Source organism: Xenorhabdus griffiniae (genome assembly GCF_015163655.1).
Lineage (GTDB): Bacteria > Pseudomonadota > Gammaproteobacteria > Enterobacterales > Enterobacteriaceae > Xenorhabdus > Xenorhabdus griffiniae.
Genome location: NZ_JADEUF010000150.1, coordinates 1 through 7,015, shown reverse-complemented (window position 1 = coordinate 7,015; position 7,015 = coordinate 1). Strand labels below are relative to the sequence as shown.

Annotated in this window: 6 protein-coding genes and 1 pseudogene; 2 read left to right on the top strand and 5 right to left on the bottom strand. The window is 43.7% G+C overall.

What is annotated here, in order from left to right; genetic code table 11:
* Window positions 1-275 precede the first annotated feature (275 nt).
* The 3 genes and pseudogenes from IQ211_RS19720 to uspA all read right to left on the bottom strand — a co-directional run.
* Window positions 276-440: pseudogene (locus tag IQ211_RS19720) on the bottom strand (IS982 family transposase); the annotation flags it as partial.
* A gap of 128 nt (window positions 441-568) precedes the next feature.
* Window positions 569-1,912 (bottom strand): NADP-specific glutamate dehydrogenase, encoded by a 1,344-nt coding sequence (gene gdhA, locus IQ211_RS17175; protein WP_189761120.1) that lies wholly within the window; start codon window positions 1,910-1,912, stop codon window positions 569-571.
* Window positions 1,913-2,170: 258 nt separating this feature from the next.
* Window positions 2,171-2,602: a universal stress protein UspA gene (uspA, locus tag IQ211_RS17170; RefSeq protein WP_189761119.1), complete on the bottom strand. Its 432-nt coding sequence runs from the start codon at window positions 2,600-2,602 to the stop codon at window positions 2,171-2,173.
* A gap of 298 nt (window positions 2,603-2,900) precedes the next feature.
* Between uspA and uspB the strand changes: the two genes are divergently transcribed.
* Window positions 2,901-3,230: a universal stress protein UspB gene (uspB, locus tag IQ211_RS17165; protein WP_189761118.1), complete on the top strand. Its 330-nt coding sequence runs from the start codon at window positions 2,901-2,903 to the stop codon at window positions 3,228-3,230.
* 55 nt (window positions 3,231-3,285) lie between these two features.
* Here the strand turns inward: uspB and pitA are convergent, their stop codons facing one another.
* On the bottom strand, window positions 3,286-4,776 hold the full coding sequence (pitA, locus tag IQ211_RS17160; protein WP_189761121.1) for an inorganic phosphate transporter PitA: 1,491 nt from the start codon (window positions 4,774-4,776) through the stop codon (window positions 3,286-3,288).
* Window positions 4,777-5,074: 298 nt separating this feature from the next.
* Here pitA and IQ211_RS17155 point away from each other — a divergent pair, with 298 nt between their 5' ends.
* The gene (locus tag IQ211_RS17155) at window positions 5,075-6,274 is read left to right on the top strand and encodes a BaiN/RdsA family NAD(P)/FAD-dependent oxidoreductase (RefSeq protein ID WP_189761117.1); all 1,200 of its coding nucleotides are present in this window, start codon (window positions 5,075-5,077) and stop codon (window positions 6,272-6,274) included.
* Between the two features lie 84 nt (window positions 6,275-6,358).
* Here IQ211_RS17155 and IQ211_RS17150 read toward each other — a convergent pair whose 3' ends face one another.
* Window positions 6,359-6,934, bottom strand: coding sequence for an Ail/Lom family outer membrane beta-barrel protein (locus IQ211_RS17150; RefSeq protein WP_189761116.1), 576 nt, complete (start codon window positions 6,932-6,934; stop codon window positions 6,359-6,361).
* Window positions 6,935-7,015: the final 81 nt, after the last annotated feature.

Genomic DNA, 7,015 nt, shown 5'->3' with positions numbered 1-7,015 from the left:
TTACCGATTCGGTTTGTTGACAAAATCGACATTTCACTTCTACCGTTGCCATCTGATTTCCTGAAAAAGTGAGGAGTATACATGAGAAACAACAAATTGAATACGTGACCCTTGGATGGCAGATCCACCAGTGAACATATTTTTATCAATTCAGTGATGCACCTCGATTTAGCGAGTACTCAGGCCATGCATTTAATCCGTTGATTACGTATTTTCGTTCAATGAACGTACTAATGACTTTATCATGTGCCAACGGATTGAATACATGACCAAATTTTAAAATCACAGTAATATGACAGGTGAAAAAAGAGCCGAATGGTTATGGTTTCGCTGGGATACATGCGATCTTGTCTGCGGCGCAGACGATACCTGTTCTTGAGACAAAACGGCTTCCATTGCGGAATGCAAAAACGACAAAAGTCATCAACATCACCGAACATTTCCACTAATGGTTTATTGCCTGTTCCTCCCCAGAGCGATTTTAGATGTGCACCAAAACCTTGCTCTTGGAACAGGCAATTAGTCAATTCCTTATCCAGAATTCAGATTGACCACTCAATTGGTTATATTAAACAACACCTTGTGACAACATCGCATCCGCCACTTTGACAAAACCAGCGATATTTGCGCCTTGTACGTAGTTAGTTTGTTTCTCTTCTCCACCATATTCTACGCAAGCCTGATGGATATCGAGCATGATGTGATGTAAGCGAATATCCACTTTCTCTGCTTTCCAGCTCAAACGCGCTGCGTTCTGTGCCATTTCCAAACCCGAAGTTGCCACTCCGCCCGCATTAGCTGCCTTGCCCGGTGCAAACAAAACACCTGCTTCAAGGAAAGCCGTAGTAGCCTCAATCGTCGCCGGCATATTGGCGCCTTCCGCAACAGCTTTCACACCATTTTTAATCAATGTCTTCGCCGCTTCCAAATCCAGTTCGTTCTGCGTCGCACAAGGCAGGGCAATATCCACAGGGATGGACCACGGGTCCTGGCCTTTGAGGAAAGTCAGTCCACGCTCTTTGGCATACTCTTCCACACGACCGTAGCGCTGGTTTTTAATCTCTTGAAGGTGAGCCAGTTTCTCCGCTGTAAAACCATCTTCATCCAATACCGTGCCGCCTGAATCCGATACGGTGATGACTTTCGCCCCCAACTCCATGCATTTTTCAATAGAATACTGGGCGACATTCCCCGCACCGGACACAGATACTCGCATGCCTTCAAGTTCCATACCATGGCGTTTAAGCATTTCATGGGTGAAATAAACCAGCCCATATCCGGTAGCTTCGGGGCGGATCAAACTGCCACCAAAAGACAGGCCCTTACCCGTGAAAACGCACGCCGTATTGTTGGACAATTTTTTCATCATACCAGCCATAAAACCGACTTCACGGCTGCCTACACCAATATCTCCGGCAGGCACATCGGTATCTGGCCCCAGATGGCGGTAAAGTTCTGTCATCAATGCCTGACAGAAGCGCATAATTTCACCGTGGCTTTTCCCTTTGGGATCGAAATCAGAACCCCCTTTTCCGCCTCCCATCGGCAGTGTCGTCAACGCATTCTTCAATGTCTGCTCAAAACCTAAAAATTTCAGGATAGAAAGATTCACAGAAGGATGAAAACGCATCCCTCCTTTAAAAGGCCCAATAGCAGAACTGAACTGAACACGCCATGCGCGGTTAACCTGTACTTTCCCTTGATCATCCACCCAGCAGACGCGGAATTGGATAACTCTTTCCGGCTCCACCAGACGTTCCAATAACCCTTGCTCACAATATTGCGGGTTTTGTTGCAGAAAAGGCCAGAGAGAGGTCAACACTTCTCGTACTGCCTGTAGGTATTCTACTTGATGCTGATTACGGGATTGAACCGAATCGAGAAATGAAACTAAAGATAATGAAACATTCATTTGGGCTTCCTTTTTGTCATTCAGATGTGATGACCCCCTGCCATTTTCCATATTATTTTTTTGTCGAAAATGTGAGGTAATTACGGTTTGCTTTCTGAATATAGCACTGTTCTATGCTTAAATTTCAACAACTATTTTTTATCTATTTTCTCAAAAATAACTTTGACAATTTCTAAACCAGTTTCATTATCTTTTCTGAGGATAAAAAAATCGCCTGCATAAGCAGGCGATTTTACGGAATAAAATATCAACCGAAGATTATTCTTCGTCACGTAAAGGTACAATCAACATATCAACATGAACGGTGTTAATAAGCTGGCGGGCTGAAGACATCAACTTACTCCAAAAATCCTGATGGTGACCACATACAACCAGATCCATATCGTATTGTTTAATCGCATCCACAAGGACTTGTCCTAAATCACCGCTGCCACTCAACGTTTCCTGAACAGGATAATCTGCACCAGTAGAGAGTTCTTTCAGGGAATTACGCGTTTCATCCGCGATACGCTCCTGCATATCGCCAAGATTTACGTCAATCAGGCCGGTATAAAGATCAGAGTAGTTAACATCAACATGGATCAGGGAAATTTTGGCATTGTATGGTTTCGCCAATGATACAGCTTTTTCCACCAAAATCTGACTTTCTGGAGATAAATCAACCGCAACAAGAATATGTTTGTAAGCCATAAGAGCTCCTTCCATAACGTCGTTTAAATGGATTGGCAACATTAAACGCCATGATTCGATGTTTATACTATAACCGCTCAATGTGTCTTTTGAGTGTTGTTGTGATCACAACTTATTGTTTTACTTTCAAACCAGCCACAATTGCGGATTATATGCCTTACGATAATACCCACTCAGCACTGTATTTTTAACTAAGATTTAATATAGTTATTATTCAAATCAAAACGTTTCCTATTGGTTTCTTCTTTTACTGGCAGCTATTGGCAATATTTACTGCCACAATCAGGAGGAGGGAAGTATGTTCAGTACCATTGCACTATTTTGGGCAGTCTGCCTTATCTGCATTATTAACATAATGCGCTATTTTTCTTCGCTCCGTGTACTTCTGTCCATTTTACGCGAGTCAGATCCCATGCTGTATCAAGCCGTTGATGGGAATGGTTTTTTTAAAACTAATGGTCAATTCAATAAGCAAGTGCGGCTCGTGCGTTATATCAATTCACAAAGTTATATCAATCATCACGACCCTGATGTCGTCTTATTGTGCGAAAGGATGAGGAAACAATTTATATTGACAGAAATGCTATGTGGCGTTGTTCTACTATGCCTAATAGCGATGATGGTCTGAGATAAAAAAGGTTGGCTTACAATAAAAAACAGCCAACCCTTTTTCTAAGATGTGATTAGATCAGCTTCAGAGCGATCCAATACAGTAAGCCCGACAATGCAATGGAAATCGGCAACGTCAAAATCCACGCCAACATGATATTCTTGATGGTCTTGCTCTGCACACCACCACCATCAACCAACATCGTCCCTGCTACCGCAGAAGAGAGCACTTGTGTCGTGGATACTGGCATACCTGTATAGCTGGCAACACCAATAGAAACCGCAGCAGTCACCTGCGCAGAAACACCCTGGGCGTAAGTCATGCCTTTTTTGCCAATCTTCTCACCGATAGTCACAGCAACTCGTTTCCAACCCACCATTGTGCCTAAAGACAGGGCAAGAGCCACGGCAACAATGATCCATAATGGCGCATATTCCACCGTACTGAGCAAATCTTTACGCAGCTTATTCAGGAAACGTGCATCTTCAAGGCTGGTTTCTGGCAGCTTAGCCACAACGTTGGTTGTATCAGCAGCGCACATCAACATACGACGCATACTGTTACGTTGATCCGGCGTTAATTCGTTGAAATTTTGAATACTTGCCAACATGCTCTCAGCCTTGTTCAGCACCACTAATGCGCGTGAACTATCGCAATGGAACGTCATATCTAGCTGATTTTCAACAGAAGAAACGGCTGGATTCAGCTCAATCGCATGAGTTAACGCTGGCGCATGTTGCCCATAATACTGTTGTAAGTGAACAACGGCATCACGAGTACGGGCAATATCATAACTGGTTGAGCTCATATTGACGACAAACCCCGCAGGGGCGACACCAATCAGAACCAGCATAATCAAACCGATACCTTTCTGACCATCATTCGCGCCGTGAGAGAAACTCACGCCGACAGCAGAGAGGATCAGGGCTGTACGTGTCCAGAATGGGGGTTTACGTTTGCCATCCTGTTTTTCACGCTCAACAGGCGTCATATGGATACGACGACGTTTTTTTGTACCACTCCAATAGCGACGCAGTAAAAACACCATCGCTCCGGCAATGATCAGGCCAACAAGAGGAGACAGGATCAAGGACATGAAAATCTGTATCATCTTCGGAATATTCAACGCATCAACCACGGAAGAACTGGTTACTATCGCATTAGTCAGACCGATGCCGATAATAGAACCAATCAACGTATGGGAGCTGGATGCAGGAATACCGAAATACCACGTACCTAAATTCCAGATGATCGCCGCCAGCAGCATGGAAAAGACCATAGCCAAACCGTGAGCTGAACTGACATTTAGCAGAAGATCCGTAGGTAGTAGATGCACAATCGCATAAGCGACACTTAACCCACCAAGGAGAACACCCAAAAAATTAAAAACCCCTGCCATCACAACAGCAAGCTGTGAACGCATTGCCCGGGTATAAATAACAGTTGCTACTGCGTTTGCGGTATCATGAAACCCATTGATGGCTTCATAGAAAAGCACAAACAACAGAGCAAGCACTAACATAAGGCCGGTATAAAATTCCAGGCCAGTAAACAGATGTAGCATAAACGTTAAGCCAGTTAGTAGGACATGAACGCGCGCATTATCAGTGACAAACGTTAGCGGGAAAAGAGAAATATGACCTTTTTTTGATTTAATGATGGTCAAATAGCATAAAAATCCTTGCATTTATTAACTATATCAATAAGTTATTTAATTTTAATATTTTGCTATTTTTTTGATGAAAAATAATTTTTCACCGCAGAAAGTTAAACCAAATGCCTATTTTTCTCCGTAGTTCGTGAACAGAGCCCTCACAATGCAGTGAATTCCCACAATTAACTCGGCCAAAAGAGACAAATGAATGGAAAAATTTGATGTAGTTATTATCGGTGCTGGCGCTGCTGGCTTATTCTGTGCTGCACAAGCAGGGCTTGCCGGATTAAATGTTCTGGTACTGGATAATGGCAAAAAAGCTGGCCGCAAGATTTTGATGTCCGGTGGCGGGCGCTGCAATTTCACCAACATGTATACCGAACCGGCGGCCTACCTTTCCGCCAATCCCCATTTTTGTAAGTCAGCACTTGCTCGCTATACCCAATGGGATTTTATTGATCTTGTACAGCGTTACGGTATCCCTTACCACGAAAAAACCTTGGGACAGCTTTTCTGCGACGACTCAGCTCAACAAATTATAGACCTGCTTTTGCAAGAGTGTGAAATAGGACAGGTCACGATCCAATTGCGCAGTGAAGTGACTCATGTCGAGAAGAAAGAGTCGGGGTTTGTCATTACGGCGGCTGGAAAAAAGGTAAGCGCACACTCACTTGTTGTGGCATCCGGTGGTTTATCCATGCCTGGCCTGGGAGCTTCTCCTTTGGGTTACCGTATCGCAGAACAATTTGGACTCAATATCTTGCCTACACGTGCAGCATTAGTTCCCTTTACCTTACATAAACCCCTGCTGGAACAACTGCAAACCCTTTCCGGTGTCTCGGTTCCTTCTGTTGTAACCGCAACAGATGGCACTGTATTCAGGGAAAATATTCTGTTCACCCATCGCGGTCTTTCTGGCCCAGCTATTTTACAGATTTCCAGCTATTGGCAACCTGGTGAGTATGTGAGTATTAACTTACTTCCTGACACAGATTTCGGATGTTTTCTGGATAAGGAACGGGAATCTCATCCCAATCAGAGTTTGAAAAACACACTGGCTAAATTACTGCCCAAACGTCTGGTGGAATGTTTACAGTCTCTTGGACAATTGCCGGAACTGTCTTTGAAACAACTTAATGCCGCACAACAAAAGGCGCTAATCACAACCCTGCAATGCTGGCAGGTACAACCTAATGGTACGGAAGGTTATCGTACAGCGGAAGTGACTCTTGGCGGCGTGGATACGCACGAGTTGTCATCAAAAACGATGGAAGCTCATAAGGTGAAGGGACTGTACTTTATTGGTGAAGTGGTTGATGTAACCGGTTGGCTTGGTGGGTATAACTTCCAATGGGCCTGGAGTTCGGCGTGGGCTTGTGCACAGGCTTTGATATTCCCTAAAAATTGAGAATATTGGATAGAACAACACCCTAAATACTCATACATCAATTTGATATTCAGGGTGAAGTTTTGGGATAGCTATGGGATCAAATTAGAAATGATAACCAACGCCAACTGTCCACGTTCCTGCTTTAGCCTGGCTTAAATCAGAATATTCGTAGGAAACATCAACAGCTATGCTTGATGTCGGGTTAAATTGTAATCCTGTACCGTAGGCAACCGCTGTTTTCTTTTTACTTACACTTGGTTGTGCAGTCAGACGAGCTTTACCTTCAACATTAGCTGCACCAATCAAAGCATAGGCGCTAACATATTCATTGAAACGATATGTTGGGCCAGCCATCAATGATCGATAAGTAATGTCCTCATTACCAACTGATAACTGCCGATTATGAGCGGCATAGTAGTTAATTTTTAGCTTGGTTTGTGTGACCGAGCTGATAAAGCCCCAATTATCATTAATCTCATAACGGTATTTCAGGTTGAGGCCTCTTGGATCTTTATCCAGATCCTTCATATTTTTTGTTTTATTTCCCTCAATCTGCATATTTATATTGCTTTGGGCGTAGCCTAATGAAAGGGTGTGTTTGCCACTTGCATGCGCTGTCAATGAAGAAACAGATAACCCCGCAATAATCTGAGGAATCCCCAGAAAATAGACAAGCATAGCGTTGTGTGATCTACTGATTGTTCCACCAAGTCAATAGGGTCACTGCTATGCCTGCACGTCAAGTATGCCATAACTTCT